Here is a 17,252-nt window from a genome sequence, read left to right as displayed (position 1 = left end):
CCTACCGTCCGGCCGCGGCGGCGATCGCCGCGACGATATTGGGGTACGCGGCGCACCGGCACAGGTTGCCGCTCATCCACTCGCGGATCTCGTCGTCGTCACCGGTGTGGCCCTCGGCCAGGAGCGCGACGGCGGACATGATCTGGCCCGGCGTGCAGAACCCGCACTGGAACGCGTCGTGGTCGACGAATGCCTGTTGGACCGGGTGCAAGTCCCCTTCGGGGTCGCCGCCGAGGCCCTCGATCGTGGTCACGTCGCGGCCCTCGTGCATGAGCGCGAAGGTCAGGCACGAGGTGATCCGGCGGCCGTCGACCAGTACCGTGCAGGCGCCGCATTGGCCGAGGTCGCAGCCCTTTTTGGGGCCGGTCAGGCCGAGGTCTTCGCGCAAGGCGTCCAACAGGGTGACGCGGGGGTCGATGCGGAGCGCTCGGGCCACGCCGTTGACGCGGAGTTCGACGATTTCGGCTTCGACTTCGGCTTCGGCTGCGACTTCGTCGGCGGCCATGCTCCCTCCCGAGGGCACGCTCGGGGCCGTCGGCCCGGCCCGGGATCTTCGCTGGTACCCGAAGCCGGTGGCCTCACACTCGGGGTTCGGGAGCCGAGTGACCTCGAACGCCGGCCGGGCTCCTCGGCCTCGGACGCCCGGACGGGCCGGGCCCAATCGGCCTGCGGCCGAGGTGGCCACGAATCCCGGCCCGGCTCCCTTGCCTCGACCGCCGACCGCCGACCGCCGACCGCCGGCCGGGCCGAAGGTGCCGGACCGGGCCCGGAGTGGCCTCAGCCGGCGCCCGAGTCCTCGGCGGCCGGCGTGTTCCGGGGCGCCGCGGCGACCGTGGGGGTCGGCGCGTCCGAGGGCGTCGGCGCGACCGAGGGGGTCGGCGCCTTCGGGGTCGGCAGCGTTGGGATCGCGGTGAGGAGGGTGCGGGTGTAGGGGTGTCGGGGGTCGCCGAGGACTTGGCGGGACGGGCCGGATTCGAGGGTTTCGCCGGACTTCAGGACCAGGACGTGGTCGCACAGGTGTTGCACGACGCCGAGGTCGTGGGAGACCAGGATCAGGGAGAGGCCGAGGCGGGCGGTGAGGTCGCGGAGGAGGTCGAGGACCTGTGCTCGGACGGAGACGTCGAGGGCGCTGACCGGCTCGTCCGCGACCAGGACGCGCGGGTCGGGTGCCAGTGCCCGGGCGATCGCGATGCGTTGTCGTTGGCCGCCGGAGAACTGGTGCGGGTAACGGGTGCGCGTCTGCGGATCCAACCCGACGGCCGCCAGCACCTCGTCCACGCGCGCGTCGTGGTCGCCCCCGACGCCGAGGCATTCGAGCGGCTCGGCCACGATGTCGCGTACGCGCAGTCGCGGGTCGAGCGAGCTCATCGGGTCTTGGAGGACGATCTGCACCTCGCGCCGGAACCAGGTCAGCGAGCGCGCCGGCCCGGGCCGGACCTCGCGGTCGCGGTAGTACACCGTTCCCGCGTCGGCCCGGTCGAGCCCGAGCAGCAGCCGGATCAGGGTGGACTTGCCCGCGCCGGATTCGCCGACCACGCCGAGCGCAGCGCCCTCGACCAGTTCCAGGTCCACCCCGCGCAACGCGTACCGCTGCCCGGCCGGGCTCCACAACGACCGGCGCGGCAGACGATACGTCCGGGTCAGCCCCTCGGCGCGCAGCAGTACGGCGGGCGCGGTCACAGTGGTGCCTCCACGGTCTCGGTCGAGGTACGGACACCCGGCGTCGGCTCGACCGCACCGAAGTCGGCATCGCGTGCGGCATCGGAGTCCGCGTCGCGAGCGGCATCGGAGTCGGCACCGACAGCGGCTGCGCCCAAGGCGGTTGCGTCGAAGGCCGTGGCCCGAGCCGCCGCCAGCAGGGCACGCGTGTAGTCCGCGTCGGCGTCGTGCAGGATACGATCCAGCGGCCCCTGTTCGACCACCCGACCGGTCCGCAGCACCGCGATCCGATCGCTGACCCCGGACACCACCGCGAGGTCGTGCGTGATGAACAGCAGCGCGGTGCCCTGCCGGCGGGTCGATTCGTCGAGCAGCGTCAGGATGTCCCGCTGCACGGTGACGTCCAGCGCCGTGGTCGGCTCGTCCGCGATCAGCAGCGCGGGTCGGCAGGCGAGCGCGATCGCGATGCCCACCCGCTGGCGTTGGCCGCCGGAGAGTTGATGCGGCCGGGCCCGGACCAGGTCGGCCGGGTCCGGCAGGCCCACCTGCCCGGCCAATTCGATCGCCGCGAGGTCGGCCCGACGGCGAGTCATCCCCCGGTGCAGGCGCAGCGGTTCGGCGATCTGGCGGCCGATCCGCATGGTCGGGTCGAGCGCGGTGAGCGGCTCCTGGAAGACCATCGCCACCCGATTCCCGCGGATTCGGGCGAGTTCGCGCTCGCGCTTGCCGAGCAGTTCCACGCCGTCCAGGCGGATGCTGCCCGTGACTTCGGCGCCCTCGGGCAACAGGCCGAGTACGGCGAGCGCGGTGAGCGACTTGCCGGACCCGGATTCGCCGATCAGGCCCAGCCGTTCGCCGGGGGCCAGGGTCAGGTCGATGCCGTCCAGCACGGTCCGTCCGGCGATCCGGATGGTGAGGTCGGTGACCTGGAGCAGCGCCCCGTCCGCCGGCAACGGCGCACGGGGCGCGGCCGCTTGCTCGGATTTGCCGACGACGTCGGGCCGGGTTTCGCCCGCGTGCCGGCGCAGTCGCGGATCGGTCGCGTCGCGCAACGCGTCGCCGAGCAGGTTGAAGCCCAGGACGGACAGCGCAACGGCCAGTCCCGGCCAGACCACCAGCAGCGGCCGGGCCGAGATGTACGGCTGTTGGTCGTGCAGGATCCGGCCCCACGACACGGCGGGCGCGGGGCTGCCGTAGCCGAGATAGGACAGCGCGGCCTCGGTCAGCGAGGCGACGGCCATCACCAGGGAGAGTTGCACCAGCAGGGTGGGCGCGATGTTCGGCAGGATGTGCCGGCGTACCGTGCGCCACGTGCTCGATCCGCTCGCGGTCGCGGCGAGCACGTAGTCGGAGCCGTGCACCCGCTCGATCTCGGCGCGCGCGATCCGGGCCAGGTGCACCCCGAACGCGACGCCGATCGCGCCGGCCGCGGTCCACACCGATCCGCCGAACACGGCGGCCAGGATCATCGCGGTCAGCAGCGCCGGGAAGGCGATCGCGACGTCGATCAGCTGGACCACGCCGACCGCGAACCGCCGCGGTCCCAGCGCCGCGGCCAGCGCGAGCGGCAGGCCCAGCACGGCGGCGATCCCGGCCGAGGCGAGCGCGATCAGCAGGGTTTCCCGGGAGCCGACCAGGATCAGGCTGAACTGGTCGCGCCCGAGCATGTCGGTGCCGAGCACGTGTCCGTCCCGGAACGGAAGCAGCCAGGGCGCGTTCGGGTCGACGGCGGTGGGGTCGTACGGGGTCCACACCAGCGACAGCAGCACCGCGCCGACCAGGATCGCGACCAGTGTGCCGCCGATCAGGCCGTTGCGGTCGCGGACCAGCGCGCGCAGGACGGTGCGTGTGGGCGCACCGGTCGCCCGCGGGGCCTTCATCCGGACACCTCCCGGGTGCGAACGTCCGCCAGGCGCGGGTCGATCAGCCGTTGCGCGACGTCCACCAGGAAGCCGACGAACAGCACGATCGCCACCAGGAGCATCACCTCGCCCTGCACCTTGACCAGATCGCGGTTGCCCACGTCGGCCACCAGCATCGAGCCGACGCCGGGCAGGGTGAAGACCTTCTCCACCACGATCGCGCCGACCAGGAGGGCGGCGACCTGCACGCCGAGCATGGACAACACCGGGCCGGCCGCGTTGCGCACGCCGTGCCGCAGCAGCGCGCCGGTACGGGTCCGCCCGGCGGCCCGCGCGGTGCGCAGGTAGTCGCGGTGCAGCACGTCGAGGGTGGCCGAGCGCACGAACCGCAGCAGTACCGCGCCCTCGGACAGGGCCAGGGTCAGCGTCGGCAGCACCAGGCTGCGGGCAGCCTCGCCCGGGTCGGCCCAGCCCTCCACCGGGAAGCCCTGTGCGGGCAGCAGCGGCGTCTGCACCGCGAACAACAGGATCAGCAACAGACCCACCCACAACGTGGGCAGGGCGATGCCGAGTTGGCTCGCGACGCTGATCACGGTGCCGTCGCGACGCTCGCGGCGCACCGCCGCGAGCATTCCCAGCGGTACCGCGAAGGTCAGCGCGAGCAGCAGCGCGCCGAGTACCAGCGGGCCGGTCACCCGCAACTTCTCGGCCAGTTCGCCGGTCACCGAGGATCCGTTGAGCTGCGAGTGGCCCAGGTCGCCGGTGCGGATGTCGGTCAGCCAGGTCCAGTACTGCACGAGCAACGGCCGGTCCAGGCCCAGGTCGTGCCGGATCGCCCGCAGTTGCGCGGTGTCCGCGGTGATGCCGCCTACCGAGGTGGCGGCATCACCGGGCAGCAGCCGAAGCAGCGTGAAGGTCAGTACGCTCGCGCCGAGCAGGGACAGCGCGAGCAGTCCCAGTCGGCGTGCGACGAACACCGTCATGTCGGACGCCGCTCTGCCGCTCGGCGCGGGACGGGGCGTTGTACCGGTGCCGGTCGGAACGGGCGGCTGCGGGCCGTCACTTGGTGATCCCGATGGTGGCGAGGTTGAGCCGGCTGCTGGTGTGGTGCTGCGGTGCGCCGCTGACGCCCTTGCGCACGACGGTCAATGTCTGCGCCTGGAACAGCCAGTCGGCGGCGGCGTCCTCGGTGACCTGGCGGCCGATCCTGGTGAGCAGCTCGGTACGGGTGCGCTCGTCGGGTGCGGCGACGGCCCGGGCGTACCACTCGCGCACCTGCGCGTTGTCGTAGCCGAAGTAGTAGCCGGGGGTGGCGAAGTTGGCGATGTCGTGCGGCTCGGCATGGTTGACCAGGCTCAGGTCGTAGTCCCGCGCCGTGTAGACCTCGCTCAGCCAGGCGGTGAACTCCTGCTGCTTGACCGTGAGTTCGATGCCCGCTTCCTTGAGGTTGGCGACCAGCACGTCGCCGATCGCCGCGGGGTAGATGTTGGGGATCTTCAGGGTCAACTTGAGGTTGTCCACGCCCGCGTCGGCCAGCGCCTTCCTCGCCGCGGCGGCGTCGTGCGGGTCGATCGTGCTCAGGTCCTGGAAGCCCGGGTCGGAGGTGGGGATCGGGCCGCCGAGCCGGACGCCGGCTCCGCCGAGCGTCTTGATCAGCGCGTCCTTGTCGATCGCGCGCCGGATCGCGTGCCGCACGGCCGGGTTGTTCAGCGGCGGCTTGGCGTTGTTGATCGCAAGCGTGTACTTGTCCGTGGTGGTGCCGCGCAGCACGGTGAACCGGTCGTTGCCGGTGAACGGCTGGAGCAGGGTGGCCTCGGCCGCCGTCTCGATGTCGGTCTGCCCGGTGGCCTGAGCGTTGTTCGCGGCGTTGCGGTCCGGGATGTAGCTGAGCACGACCTTGGCCACCTTGGCCTTGGCGCCCTTGTACGCGTCGTTGCGCACCAGGGTGATCGCCGAACCGCGCTGCCAACCGTCCAGCTTGAACGGGCCGGTGCCGTTCTCGGCGGCGTCCAGCTTGGTGAAGTCGGTGCCCTTTCGGTACACGACGCCGACCCGCTGGGTGAGCGCCCAGGTCAGGTTGGTGTCGCGCTGCTTGAGCGTGATCACCACGGTTGCCGGGTCGGGCGCCGCGACGTTGGCGATGGTGGCCAGGGTCTTGGCGTTCGGCTGCTTGGAGCCCGGCGCGAGCACCTGTTGCAGCGACCAGGCGGCGTCCTCGGCGGTGACGGGCGAGCCGTCGTGGAAGGTGGCGCCGGGGGTGAGGTGGAAGGTGTAGGTGAGGCCGTCGGCGGAGGTCTCGAAGCCGGTCGCGAGCGCGGGCACGATCTTGTTGTCCGCGTTGGTGTCGACGCTGAGCAGGCCCTGGTAGACGTTGTCGAGCAGGACCTGCTCGACCGCGACACCGGCCGTGCTGGTCAGGTTGAGGCTGGTCGGCTCCAGCACCAGGCGCACCCTGGCCGTCGCGTTGGGGTCGAGCGCGCCGTCGGCGGGCGCCGGTGCCTGGGAGTCGGCACCGGTGGCACCGGGGGTGGGCGTGCCGCCGGAGCCGCATGCGGCGAGGACCGGTCCGGCCAGGGCGAGGACGGCGGCTATGCGGAGCGCGGAGCGGCGCATGGTGGATCGATCTCCTTGCTGGAAAGGGTGTTTCGGGGTGTGCCTCGCCCGGTGCTCGCCGGGCGGGCGGGTGTTCAGTCGCGCGTGGCGGCCAGGACGAACTCGGCGATCTCGTCGTGCACTCGGGCCCGGTCGTTCTCGGCGAGCACGTTGTGCCGGTCGCCCGGGAAGATCCGGACCCGGGCGTTCGGCAACGTCTTCGCGGCGGCCAGCACGGCACTCGCGGGAGCGAGATCGTCCGCCTCGCCGTGGACGAAGAGCACCGGCCGGGTGATCGTGCCGGCGGCGATCAATGCGGCGATCCGCTCGCCGCCCGCCTCCAGCGCGTCCAGGGTCTCCGGACGCAGACCGCCGGACCACACCAGCGGGTCGTTGCGCAGCCGTTCGGCGTACTCGGCGTTCCCGCACAGCTCGCTCGGGTCCTTGCGCAACGACATCGGGTCGATGCCGTGCTCCGCCAACAGCCTGCGCAGGCCGCTCTCCCCCGCCGACAGCCCGGTTCCGGCGCCGGCCAGGACGAGCGCGCGGGCGGGTGCGGCGGCGGCGCGGGTGCCGGCGAGGAGCAGCGTGACCGCCGAGCCGAGCGAGTGGCCGGCCAGGACCAGCGGCACGCCGGGGCGGCCGGTTGCGATGCGTTCGAGGATCAGCTCGGCGTCGTCGGCGAGCGCGTCCAGGCTTTCCACCAGGACGCGGGTGCCGGCACTGAGGCCGTGGCCGATCTGGTCCGGGGCCCACACCTCGATCCCGTCGGCGTTCAGGCGGTGCGCCAACGGCTCGTGCAGACCGGCGTGTTCACCCAGTCCGTGCAGGAACAGCACGACCGCGACAGGCTCGTCGGCGGCCGGCCACACCCGCAGGTGGAACTCGCCGCGCGCACCGCGGATCCGGCTCTCGTGTACGGCCTGACGCGTCGTCATCGCACGCCCTCCGTCGCACTTTCGGCGCGGACGGCGGTGTCGGCGTGCACGGCGGTGTCGGCGTGGTCGCCGGTATCGGCGCGGACGGCGGCGGCGCGCACGGCCGTGTCGGCCCTGTCACCGGCCTCGGTTCCGGTGCCGGTCTGGACACCGACGCCGCTTCCGGCACGGTCGCCGCGCTCGGCCGCCGCGGCCAAGCCGCGGTCCAGGTCGGCGAGCAGGTCGTCGATGCCTTCGAGGCCGATGGACAGCCGGACCAGGCCCGGGGTCACGCCGGCGTGTGCCTGCTGCTCCGGATCCAGTTGCGCGTGTGTGGTGGACGCGGGATGGATGGCCAGGCTGCGTGCGTCGCCGATGTTGGCGAGGTGGCTGAACAGCCGCAGCCCCTCGACGAATCGCCGACCCGCGGCCAGGCCGCCGGCCAGGTCCACCGAGAGCACGGCGCCCGCGCCGCGCGGCAGGTAGCGCTTCGCCGCATCGTGCCACGGGCTGGTGGGCACGCTCGGGTGGTCCACCCGCAACACCTCGGGCCGCGCGTCGAGCCAGGCCGCGACCCGTTCGGCGTTGGCGGTGTGCCGCTCGATCCGCAACGACAACGTCTCGATGCCCTGGAGCAGCAGGAAGCTGTTCAGCGGGGACACCGCCGGGCCCAGGTCGCGCAGCAGCCGCACCCGCAAGCGCAGGGCGTAGGCGATCCGGTCGGCGCCGAACCGCTCCCAGAAGGACAGTCCGTGGTAGGTCGGATCGGGCGCGACCAGGCCCGGATAACGATCCGGGTGGGCGCCGAAGTCGAACGTGCCGCCGTCCACCACGATTCCGCCGATCGCGGTGCCGTGGCCGCCGAGGAACTTGGTGGTCGAGTGCACCACGATGTCCGCGCCGTGCTCGAACGGGCGCAGCAGGTACGGCGTCGGCACGGTGTTGTCCACCACGAACGGCACGCCGGCCTCGTGCGCGATGCCGGCCACGGTGGCCAGGTCGAGCACGTTGCCGCGCGGATTGCCGACGCTCTCGCCGAACAGCGCCCTGGTCCGCGGCCGGATCGCCGCGCGCCACGCGTCCGGGTCGTCCGGGTCGTCGACGAAGGTGACCTCGATACCCAGGTCGGCAAAGGTGTGTTCGAGCAGGGTGCGGGTGCCGCCGTACAACGAGGCCGCCGCGACCAGGTGGTCGCCGGCCCGGGCCAGGTTGAGCAGCGCGAGGGTTGTGGCGGCCTGGCCGCTGCCCACGGCAACCGCCGCGGTGCCGCCTTCGAGGGCGGCGATCCGCTCTTCCACCACGGCGGTAGTGGGGTTGGACAGCCGGGTGTAGGCGTGCGTCTCCAGGTCGGTGAGCGCGAACGCGTCGGCCGCGTGCGCCGCGTCCCGGAAGACGTAGCTGCTGGTCTGGTAGATCGGCACGGCGCGGGCGCCGGTGCCCGGATCGGGTCGGGCGCCCGCGTGCACCTGAAGGGTCTCGAAAGCCGGTCCGGAGGCGGGAGTTTCGTCCACCGAGGCAACATCGGGTATCGCACTCGGCGACCCGGATCGGGAAGCCGCGTCCGCCGGCTCGGCGCCCGGTGTCGCACCCGGCGCTGCGGCATCGATCGTGCCGTCGGCCGGCTGTGCCGGGAGTCGGTCCGCCCACCAGCGCTCGACCACGCGCGGGTGCGAACGCAGCCAGCCGATCAGCGCGTTCTCGCCGTACGCGGGTTTGAGCGGATTGTTCGGGTCCTCGGTGACGCCGTCCGCCACCGCGGCCAACTCGGCGGGCAGGGTGAGGGGTTCGACCACCGCGTCCAGTCGCGGGCCGAGGAAGAACGGCAGCGAATAGCGGTCGACGCCGGGCTGCGGTGCGATCACCCGGTGCTGCGTGGCGCGCAGATAGCCGCGCGTGGCGATCTCCAGCATCTCGCCGATGTTGAACACGAACGCGTCCGGCAGCGGCGTGGCATCGATCCACGACCCGTCCCGGGCCTGCACCTGAAGGCCGCCGACGTCGTCCTGTTGCAGCAGCGCGAGGTACCCGTAGTCCTTGTGCGCGCCCACCCCCTGGTCCACGTCGGCACTCGGCCGACCCGGATAGTGCACGACCTTGACGTGTACCGCGGCCTCCTCGTCGAACCATTCGTCGAAGTAGCCGCTGTCCTGACCCAGCGCCGCGGCCAGTGCGCGCAGCACCTCGCGGCTGACCCGCAGTGCCTCGGCCTGCCACGCGAGCACCGTCTCGCGCAGCTCCGGCAGCGCGGCCGGCCACTGGTTGGGCCCGATCAGACGCAGATAGGCCGGATCGTCCGGGCCGAGCGTGAGCGCGGCGCGCTCCGGGCCGATGTCGAGTTGCTCGCGCCAGTCGGGGCCGCCCCGGGTGTACTCGGTGCCGGTGCGGGTGTAGCCGCGGAACTGCGGCGAGTTGACGTTCTCGACCGCGAGCCGGTCCGCCTCGGGCAGCGCGAAGAAGCGCTTGGAGACCTCCAGGGCACGGGCGCGCAGCTCCGGATCGACGCCGTGGCCGACCACATAGAAGAAGCCGATCTCGCGTGCGGCGTAGCGCAGTTCGGCCAGGAAGGCGGCCGAGTCCGCGGCGGGGTCGCGGAATCGGGAGATATCGATCACAGGGAGGGTGGGCGGTGCGGTGGTTGCCATGACTGGGTCCTCGGTACAGCCTCGGTCCGAGCACGCCGGGCGGCGGCCCGGGACGGGCCGAACACGGCGGGTCGAACCTGCGGCGGGTGGGGCAGGATCGGGTGCGAAGGCGGCGCGGCACGGAAGGCGGCGACGCGGCGGAGCCGGGCCCGGGCGCGGCGGACCGACGAAGGTCACGCGGGGCGGGGCACGCTCTGCTCATTCGGCGGCGGGAAGCCGCACGAACGCAGGGTTCAGCGACAGATCTGGTCGAAGTGGTCGGCTCGTCGACCCACCCAGAAGGGGTCGAGCGGCGCGGAAGCGACCTGACGCGGAGTCATGGCGGTGATGTAAGCACGAGGAAGGCGCATTGGTCCAGCCGAACCCACTCGCACCCGCACCCGAACCGCCCGTGGGACCGCTCGCCGGGCCGCGTGGCGGCTCTTTCACGGGTCCACCGGGCAACCCCGTGGCGCAATGCCGGTCGGGCCGCCTAGACTCGCGGCCATGTCCAGCCCCATGCTCGTCAGTCGCCGCCACGTGGATCTCGTGCGCGTGACCAGCATGGCGTGTCGAATGTCCCACTGAACCTCGGTGACCGTTTCGGTCCCGATGGTTCGCGCGGTGTGTGAGTCCGGGCGCTGACCCGCCGACTCCCCGCGTCCCGCTCCCGCTCTTCCCACCCGGGCCCGCTCCGTCCGGTCCTCGTCCGCGGATCACCGCGTCGCGAGCCGGTTCGGCGCGCCCGCGGTCGAGTGGGCGTACCCGATCGCCACCACCCGCGGCGTGCTTCCGCCGAACTGCCCCGGCCTGCCGCGCGCCGCTCCGTCCTGCTCGTCCTGCTCCGTCCTGCTCGGACGGAGCGCCCGACCACCGAGTGCCCGAGTGCCCGAATGCCGTGCACCCGAAATCACCGAGCGCCGACCACAGGCGCACCCGACATCACCGTCGACTCCCTTACCCCGCAAGGAGTTTCCCGATGACCCTCGAAGCAACCGACGCGCCGCCCGCCATCGAAACCGGGCCCGCCGACGACCCCGCGGCGTGGTCCTTCGAGACCCGCCAGGTACATGCCGGCGCCTCGCCCGACCCGACCACCGGGGCCCGTGCGGTGCCGATCTACCAGACCACGTCGTTCGTCTTCCGGGACACCGCACACGCCGCCGGGCTGTTCGACCTGTCCGAGGAAGGACACATCTACACCCGGATCCACAACCCGACGACCGACGCGCTGGAGCAGCGCGTGGCCGCCCTGGAAGGCGGCGTTGCGGCGGTGGCGACCGCGTCCGGGCAGGCCGCCACCACGTTGGCGGTGCTCAACCTCGCGGGCGCCGGCGACCACATCGTGTCCAGTTCGTCGCTGTACGGCGGCACGTACAACCTGTTCCACTGGACACTGCCCAAGCTCGGCATCGAGGTCACCTTCGTCGACGACCCGGACGACCCGGACGCGTGGCGCGCGGCGATCCGACCGGAGACCAAGCTGCTGTTCGCCGAGACGCTGGGCAACCCGCGCGGCAACGTGCTCGACGTGTCGGCGGTGGCCGACCTGGCGCACGCCGCGGGCCTGCCGCTCGTGGTGGACAACACGGTGCCGACGCCGTACCTGCTCCGGCCGCTCGAACACGGCGCGGACGTCGTGGTGCACTCGGCGACCAAGTTCCTCGGCGGCCACGGCACCGCGATCGGCGGGATCGTGGTGGACGGCGGCACGTTCGACTTCGGCGCCCACCCGGACCGCTTCCCCGGCTTCACCGAGCCGGACCCGAGCTACAACGGGCTGCGCTACTGGCCGGACCTGGGCCCGGGGGCGTACGCGGCCAAGTTGCGGGTGCAGTTGTTGCGCGACGTGGGCGCCTCGATCGCGCCACTGACCAGCTTCCTGCTGCTCCAGGGCCTGGAGACGTTGTCGCTGCGGATCGAGCGGCACGTGGCGAACGCGAGCGCGTTGGCCGAGTGGCTGCAGGCCCGCGACGAGGTGGAGACCGTGCACTACGCAGGTCTCCCGAGCAGCCGGTGGTACGACGCGGGCAAGCGCTATCTGCCGCGCGGTGCCGGTGCGATCGTCGCGTTCGAGCTCAAGGGCGGGATCGAGGCGGGCCGCCGATTCGTGGAGGGGCTGTCCCTGTTCAGCCACCTGGCCAACATCGGCGACGTGCGCAGTCTGGTGATCCATCCGGCCGGCACCACGCATGCGCAGCTCACCGACGCGGAGCGGCTGGCCACCGGGGTCACCCCGGGCCTGGTCCGGCTCTCCGTCGGCATCGAGGGCCTGGCCGATCTGCGCGCCGACCTGGTGGCCGGCCTCCGCGCCGCGCAGGCGCACTAGCCGGGAATACGGACGGAACGGCTCACCATGTCGCATGCCACGCCCACCACTCCCACCGCCCCGGCGGGGCCGCGCTCACTGACCCTGCCGCAGCCGCTGTGGACCGAGTCCGGTCAGGTGCTGCCCGAGGTCCACGTCGGCTACGAGACGTGGGGCCGGCTCGCCCCGGACCGCTCCAACGCGGTTCTGGTCCTGCACGCGCTGACCGGCGACAGCCACGTCGCCGGTCCCGCCGGACCGGGGTTCCCCACCCCGGGGTGGTGGGACGGCCTGATCGGGCCGGGCCGCACGCTGGACACCGATCGGTACTTCGTGGTCGCCCCGAACGCGCTCGGTGGCTGCCGCGGCACCACCGGACCCGCGTCGCCCGGACCGGGCGGCCGGCCCTGGGGAAGTCGCTTTCCCCGGTTGACCGTTCGCGATCAGGTCGCGGCCGAGGCGGCCACCGCCGACCTGCTCGGCATCGAACGCTGGGCGGCGGTGGTGGGCGGGTCGATGGGCGGCATGCGTGCGGTGGAGTGGGCGGTGACGCACCCGGACCGGGTCGGCGCGCTGTTCCTGATCGCCACCACCGCGGCGGCGAGTGCGGAGCAGATTGCGTGGTGCTCGACCCAGCTGCACGCCATCCGGGCCGATCCGGGCTGGGCCGGCGGCGACTACCACGACCGGCCGGCCGAGTCCGGGCCCTGGCGCGGACTCGGCCTGGCCAGGCGGATCGCGCACGTCACGTACCGCAGCGAGACCGAGTTGGCCACCCGGTTCGGCCGGGACCGGCAACCCGGCGACGCCCCGCCCGGGCGGTACGCCGTGGAGTCCTACCTCGACCACCACGCCGCCAAGCTGACCGCACGCTTCGACGCGGGCAGCTACGTCAGCCTCACCGAGGCGATGAACAGCCACGACGTGGGCCGGGATCGCGGCGGCGTGGCCGCGGCCCTGGCCCGGGTCACCGCACCGACCGTGGTCGCGGCCGTGGACAGCGACCGGCTGTACCCGCCGAGCCAACAGCAGACCCTCGCCGACGGCATCCCGGGGGCGGGTCCGCTGCGGGTGATCGAGTCGCCGTACGGCCACGACGGCTTCCTGATCGAACTGGACCAAGTGGCGCCACTGCTCGCGGAGTTGCTGGAACGGACGGCGAACCCGGGCCGGAGCGAAGCTCCGGAGGGGACCTCGGAGCCGACCGCTGGTCCGGGCTCGGGCTCGCGTCCCGGCCCGGCCCGGGTCCCGGCCTCGACTCCGGCTCCGGCATCCGCTCCGGCTCCCGACCCGGCTTCGCACCTTTCCCGGGACCGGAACGGGGACCGAGACCGGGACCGAGACAGAGACAGAGACCGGGACAGGGACCGAGATCAAGAACGGACCGGAAACCTGGGCCGGACCCGGAACACCGAGCTCGACCCCACCGTTACCCGAAGGTAGTCACAACCGGCAGGTAACGTTCCACATTGCCGGCCCGGTGTCCGACCGAAGGATCCACCGCGAACCGGTGCACTCCTCCCGGTCCGGCACCGGGCTCCGTCGAAAGGCCCGATCACCATGACCGCCCTGGCCCCCGCGCAGGTCCGCGCCCGGCTGACCGAGTTCACCGTGCTCGACGTGCGCACCCCCGGCGAGTACGCGACCGGGCACATCCCCGGCGCACACAACGTCCCGCTGGACCGACTGCGCGAGGCCGTACCGGTGCTCAAGCGGGCCGAACACGCCGACCTGCTGATCGTCTGTGCGTCCGGGGCCCGCTCGGAGCGCGCCCGCGCCGAGCTGACCGCCGCCGGCATCGAGGCCGCGCACCTGACCGGCGGCACCTCGGCCTGGGTCGCCGACGGTCACGCCCTGGACGGCCCGATCGGCGCCCGCAACGTGTGGCCGATGGAACGTCAGGTCCGGCTGGCCGCAGGGACCCTGGTCGTCCTCGGCCTGGCCGCCGGCCGCCGCTCGCCCAAGGCCCGCCTGCTGGCCGGCGCCATCGGGTCCGGTCTGATCTTCTCCGCCGTCACCAACACGTGCGGCATGGCATCGGTGCTCGGCAGGCTCCCGTACAACCGCCCCGCCGCGGAAGCCCCCGACCTGGCCGGCACGCTCACCGCCCTCGACCGAACCTGATCGCACACGGTCCGACCAGGTCCGGCGTGACCCGACGCAGCGCGTTGCGTTTGCGACGGGTCGGGTCGGGTCGGGTCGCACCGTGTCCCACGCCCCGCGCGCCGCGCGCCGTACGTCTGCGGCTGGTCGACAACGCACAAAGTCACCGCAAAATGGGTCGCCCGTATGGAACCCATTCGTTGGATCCGGTCGTGTTCGCAAGTGTGTCCTCGCTTTCGAACCGTACTGGGAGTCAACCGGTGACGAGCCTCAACACCCGTCGTGGCCTGCGTAATCTCACCGTTCTCGCCGTCGCCGGCGCGCTCGCGGTGGGCACCGCCGCGTGTTCCTCGGACTCCGGCGACAAAGCGGCCGAGCCCGGTGGGCGGGAGGGGGCGGCGGAGGCCGGGCCGACCCCCTCCGACGCACCGACGGCGGCCGATCCGAACGCGTCGGTACCGCCGCCGCTGGTGCCGGACGCACTGGTGCGCAAGACCGCGGGCGGTGGCCGTACCGTCGCGTTGACCTTCGACGACGGGCCGAGTCCACAGTGGACACCGCAGGTGCTCGCGCTGCTGAAGGAGTACCGGGCCAAGGCCACGTTCTGCATGCTGGGCCCGAACGCGAAGGCCAATCCGAAGCTGGTCAAGGAGGTCGTCGCGAACGGCAACCGGCTGTGCGACCACTCGGTCACCCACGACGAGGGCATCGCCAAGCGCCCGCTGTCCCGGATCAAGTACGAGATCACCACCGCGCACGACCAGATCGTCGCTGCGGCCGGCCCCGGGGCCAGGGTGGACTGGTTCCGCGCACCCGGCGGCGACTGGTCCCCGCAGGTGCGTGCGATGGCGGCCGGCTACGGCATGCGCTCGCTGGACTGGTCCGACGACACTCGCGACTGGCAGCGTCCCGGCGCGGACAAGATCCTGGCCACGGCCGAGAAGGAGCTCAAGCCCGGCGGGATAATCCTGATGCACGATGCGGGCGGCGACCGCGCGCAGACCCTGGCCGCGCTCAAGCAGCTGTTGCCCTGGCTGGTTCAGCAGGGGTACACCTTCGACTTCCCGGCCTGACCATGGTCGTGCACATCGCTACGGCAGCTGCGACACCGCCGAGACCAGCCCATACGGGTCCGGGTGGATTCCGGCGGTGAAGTCGATCAGCTCCACTCGATGCGGCACCAGGCGTACGAGCGCGAAGTCGCCGCCGGTGGGCCCGTCCGGGAAGAACGGCCGCAGCGTTTCGTCCCAGTGGGCCGTCAACTCCGGTCCTGCACATACGAGTTCGGCACGTGCGTAGAACGTCGCGTAGGCCACCGCCGCGCGATCCTCGACCGAGTAGGACACCTCCGGCCGGGCGACCAGGTCGATCGCCTTGCGTGAACGCGGACTCGTGCCGATCCGGATCGTCGCGTCGTCATCGACCGCGAGATGTTGCACCAGGCGCACGTTCGGCGCACCGGTTGCGCCGATGGTGGCCAGGAAGCCCAGCGAATACGAGCGCAGGATGCGCAGCGCCACATCGACCGGGTTCGGGACGCCGGGCGGTGAGGTCGGGGATATCGGGTGCGCCGAGGGCGCCGAGGGCGCCGAGGGCGCCGACGCCGTCGCAGCGGTCGATGAAGTCCGTGAAGCCCGTGCGGCCCGTGAAGTCGGTGAAGTCGGCATGCTGCACCATCAATCATTCGCCGTATTGGTCGATCCATACTAGAATCGTAATTCCAGAAAACGCCAAGCGGCGGACAGTGTCAAGGACGGATGCGCATGGGCCGCAAACCGAGGTTCACCGATGACGACTTCCTCGACGCCGCGCTCCGGGTCATCGCCCGCACCGGCGCCGGCGCAGTGACCGTCGCGGCGGTGGCCGCCGAGGCGGGTGCCCCGGTCGGGTCGGTGTATCACCGCTTCGCGTCGCGTGACCTGCTGCTGGCCCGCCTGTGGGTGCGCACGGTGCAGCGCTTCCAAGCGCCGTTCCTGACCGCGCTCGCCGACCCCGACCCGGACCGGGGGGCCACCCGCGCGGTCCGGGCCGTGTTCGCCTGGGTGCGCGAACACCCGGACGAGGCCGCCGTGTTGCTCCTGCACCGACGCGAGGATCTGGTCGCGCGTTGGCCCGACGAACCGGGCTCGGAGCCGGCCACGCTCAACGACGCCGTGGCCGACGCGCTGCGGACGCACACGCGCGCTCGCTTCGGCCGGGTCACGTCGGCCGCGCTGGAGCGGGTCACCTTCGCGCTGGTGGACATCCCGTACGCGGCGGTCCGTCGTCACCTGGCGGCCGGCCGCACGCCGCCCGCGTCGGTCGAAGGCACCGCCCTGGCCGCTTCCCGAGCGGCGCTCGACGCTCGATCCCCAGGCGGGCCCGCGTCGTGATTTCCCACGCCGACCCGCGTTGCGGTCCACCACGGGTGCGGCGATATGTCCAAGTCTTGACAAATGCAGCACATCACCATGTTCGGCGCACATCGCCGCACGCGTGCCCTGATCGCTCTCCCGCTCCTCGTCACCGCCGTGCTCGGCGGGCCGGCCGCGCCGCCGGCGAAAGCCGCGGTTCCCGCCGCCGCCCCTTCCCAAGCCGCCGCGCCGCCCGTCTCCGAACCAGGCGGGAGCATCACCCGTTCCGAGGTGCTGGAGCGCGCCGAGGACTGGTACGACCGCGGCGTCCAGTACGACCAGGGAGCCGAAGCCCCGGACCGGGAAGGTGCGCACGACTACCGCACGGACTGTTCCGGCATGGTCGCCATGGCCTGGCATCTCCCGAACACGGACTTCGACACCGACACTCTCGACCGGCGTTCGGTCACCGGCCGGATCGAGCGGGACGACCTGCTCCCGGGCGACGCGCTCGACAACCCCGACGACGGCCACGTGGTGCTCTTCACCGGGTGGGTGAGCCGCGACGCGGGCACGTTCAGCTACATCCAGATGGCCAACTCGCACTCCGACATGACCAAGGACACTGGCAGCTTCGCCGATCCGCTGCTCGCGGGCCACCCGACCGCGAACTACTTCGCGCTGCGGTACAACCGGATCCTCGACGACGGGACACCCGTCGTGGGGGTGCCGCCCGCGCGAAACCTGGATCGTTACCCGTGGCCCGTGCCCTGGCATACGAACCGGCGGGTCGGCGCGCCGCAACCGCCGTGGAGCGGCGTACCGACGAACCTGCGGGCGGGATCCGCCCGGTGACG

The 17,252-nt window shown here is 72.4% G+C and carries 14 protein-coding genes and 3 pseudogenes; 8 read left to right on the top strand and 9 right to left on the bottom strand.

Features of this window, described 5'->3' with window-relative positions:
* Window position 1 precedes the first annotated feature (1 nt).
* The 8 genes and pseudogenes from ACZOOI_RS25515 to ACZOOI_RS25480 all read right to left on the bottom strand — a co-directional run.
* Complete coding sequence (locus tag ACZOOI_RS25515; protein WP_465278018.1) at window positions 2–505, bottom strand: (2Fe-2S)-binding protein; 504 nt, start codon at window positions 503–505, stop codon at window positions 2–4.
* Between the two features lie 272 nt (window positions 506–777).
* Window positions 778–1,680 (bottom strand): ABC transporter ATP-binding protein, encoded by a 903-nt coding sequence (locus ACZOOI_RS25510; protein ID WP_465278017.1) that lies wholly within the window; start codon window positions 1,678–1,680, stop codon window positions 778–780.
* On the bottom strand, window positions 1,677–3,539 hold the full coding sequence (locus ACZOOI_RS25505; RefSeq protein WP_465278016.1) for a dipeptide/oligopeptide/nickel ABC transporter permease/ATP-binding protein: 1,863 nt from the start codon (window positions 3,537–3,539) through the stop codon (window positions 1,677–1,679). The genes ACZOOI_RS25510 and ACZOOI_RS25505 overlap by 4 nt, the downstream gene beginning before the upstream one ends.
* Window positions 3,536–4,504 (bottom strand): ABC transporter permease, encoded by a 969-nt coding sequence (locus ACZOOI_RS25500; RefSeq protein WP_465278015.1) that lies wholly within the window; start codon window positions 4,502–4,504, stop codon window positions 3,536–3,538. Before ACZOOI_RS25500 ends, ACZOOI_RS25505 begins: the two co-directional genes overlap by 4 nt.
* Before the next feature lie 76 nt (window positions 4,505–4,580).
* Window positions 4,581–6,134, bottom strand: coding sequence for an ABC transporter substrate-binding protein (locus ACZOOI_RS25495; RefSeq protein WP_465278014.1), 1,554 nt, complete (start codon window positions 6,132–6,134; stop codon window positions 4,581–4,583).
* A gap of 74 nt (window positions 6,135–6,208) precedes the next feature.
* Window positions 6,209–7,051, bottom strand: a complete 843-nt coding sequence (locus ACZOOI_RS25490; protein WP_465278013.1) for an alpha/beta fold hydrolase — start codon at window positions 7,049–7,051, stop codon at window positions 6,209–6,211.
* 185 nt (window positions 7,052–7,236) lie between these two features.
* Window positions 7,237–8,559 (bottom strand): annotated as a pseudogene (locus ACZOOI_RS25485) (O-acetylhomoserine aminocarboxypropyltransferase/cysteine synthase family protein); the annotation flags it as partial.
* A gap of 288 nt (window positions 8,560–8,847) precedes the next feature.
* A pseudogene (locus ACZOOI_RS25480) lies at window positions 8,848–9,672 on the bottom strand (isopenicillin N synthase family dioxygenase); the annotation flags it as partial.
* Window positions 9,673–10,128: 456 nt separating this feature from the next.
* Between ACZOOI_RS25480 and ACZOOI_RS25475 the strand changes: the two are divergent.
* From ACZOOI_RS25475 to ACZOOI_RS25455, 5 genes and pseudogenes are all read left to right on the top strand, one after another.
* A complete protein-coding gene (locus tag ACZOOI_RS25475) occupies window positions 10,129–10,239 on the top strand; it encodes a putative leader peptide (protein WP_391587815.1) in 111 nt (36 codons plus the stop codon).
* A gap of 391 nt (window positions 10,240–10,630) precedes the next feature.
* Complete coding sequence (locus ACZOOI_RS25470) at window positions 10,631–11,980, top strand: bifunctional o-acetylhomoserine/o-acetylserine sulfhydrylase (RefSeq protein ID WP_465278012.1); 1,350 nt, start codon at window positions 10,631–10,633, stop codon at window positions 11,978–11,980.
* A 27-nt stretch (window positions 11,981–12,007) separates the two neighbouring features.
* Window positions 12,008–13,111: pseudogene (metX, locus tag ACZOOI_RS25465) on the top strand (homoserine O-acetyltransferase MetX); the annotation flags it as partial.
* A gap of 408 nt (window positions 13,112–13,519) precedes the next feature.
* The gene (locus ACZOOI_RS25460; protein WP_396008751.1) at window positions 13,520–14,083 is read left to right on the top strand and encodes a rhodanese-like domain-containing protein; all 564 of its coding nucleotides are present in this window, start codon (window positions 13,520–13,522) and stop codon (window positions 14,081–14,083) included.
* Window positions 14,084–14,322: 239 nt separating this feature from the next.
* On the top strand, window positions 14,323–15,135 hold the full coding sequence (locus ACZOOI_RS25455; RefSeq protein ID WP_465278011.1) for a polysaccharide deacetylase family protein: 813 nt from the start codon (window positions 14,323–14,325) through the stop codon (window positions 15,133–15,135).
* Window positions 15,136–15,153: 18 nt separating this feature from the next.
* Here the strand turns inward: ACZOOI_RS25455 and ACZOOI_RS25450 are convergent, their stop codons facing one another.
* Window positions 15,154–15,582, bottom strand: coding sequence for a pyridoxamine 5'-phosphate oxidase family protein (locus ACZOOI_RS25450; protein WP_465278010.1), 429 nt, complete (start codon window positions 15,580–15,582; stop codon window positions 15,154–15,156).
* Here ACZOOI_RS25450 and ACZOOI_RS25445 point away from each other — a divergent pair.
* From ACZOOI_RS25445 to ACZOOI_RS25435, 3 genes are all read left to right on the top strand, one after another.
* On the top strand, window positions 15,569–15,772 hold the full coding sequence (locus tag ACZOOI_RS25445) for a hypothetical protein (RefSeq protein ID WP_465278009.1): 204 nt from the start codon (window positions 15,569–15,571) through the stop codon (window positions 15,770–15,772). The two genes, ACZOOI_RS25450 and ACZOOI_RS25445, sit on opposite strands and share 14 nt — an antisense overlap.
* Before the next feature lie 53 nt (window positions 15,773–15,825).
* A complete protein-coding gene (locus ACZOOI_RS25440) occupies window positions 15,826–16,434 on the top strand; it encodes a TetR/AcrR family transcriptional regulator (RefSeq protein WP_465278008.1) in 609 nt (202 codons plus the stop codon).
* A 63-nt stretch (window positions 16,435–16,497) separates the two neighbouring features.
* Window positions 16,498–17,250: a hypothetical protein gene (locus ACZOOI_RS25435; RefSeq protein WP_465278007.1), complete on the top strand. Its 753-nt coding sequence runs from the start codon at window positions 16,498–16,500 to the stop codon at window positions 17,248–17,250.
* Window positions 17,251–17,252 lie beyond the last annotated feature (2 nt).

Source organism: Embleya sp. L77, from assembly GCF_055557415.1.
The sequence above is the reverse complement of the archived record's forward strand: the minus strand, read 5'-3'. Positions and strand labels throughout refer to the sequence as shown.